Raw genomic sequence first — 288 nt, 5'->3', positions numbered from 1 at the left:
GCCGCACGCCGCGCAAGCCGCCAGTGACGGCAAGGTCGACGCCATTTTGGTGCCGATTCCGCATTTCGGCGCTGTCCTCTTGATGGATGACTGGCAGCGCCTGGCGACGCGGCTGGAAGCGCGCGACGACATAGACTGGCTGGAGCGGCCAATGGTCCGCTTCCAGGGCGAGCCCGGCGAACAGGCGACGCTGTTTATTCGCGACCCATCAGGCAACGCCCTGGAATTCAAGGGTTTTCGCTCACTGGAGCAGGTTTTCGCGCATTGAAAAGAGAGCCTGGTAGCGGC

Annotated in this window: 1 pseudogene; it reads left to right on the top strand. The window is 63.2% G+C overall.

Annotated elements, in window-relative coordinates:
• Positions 1-268 (top strand): annotated as a pseudogene (locus tag EN852_RS39795) (dioxygenase); the annotation flags it as partial.
• Positions 269-288 lie beyond the last annotated feature (20 nt).

This window comes from Mesorhizobium sp. M2E.F.Ca.ET.209.01.1.1 (assembly GCF_004010375.2).
Classification (GTDB): domain Bacteria; phylum Pseudomonadota; class Alphaproteobacteria; order Rhizobiales; family Rhizobiaceae; genus Mesorhizobium.
The sequence above is the reverse complement of the archived record's forward strand: the minus strand, read 5'-3'. Positions and strand labels throughout refer to the sequence as shown.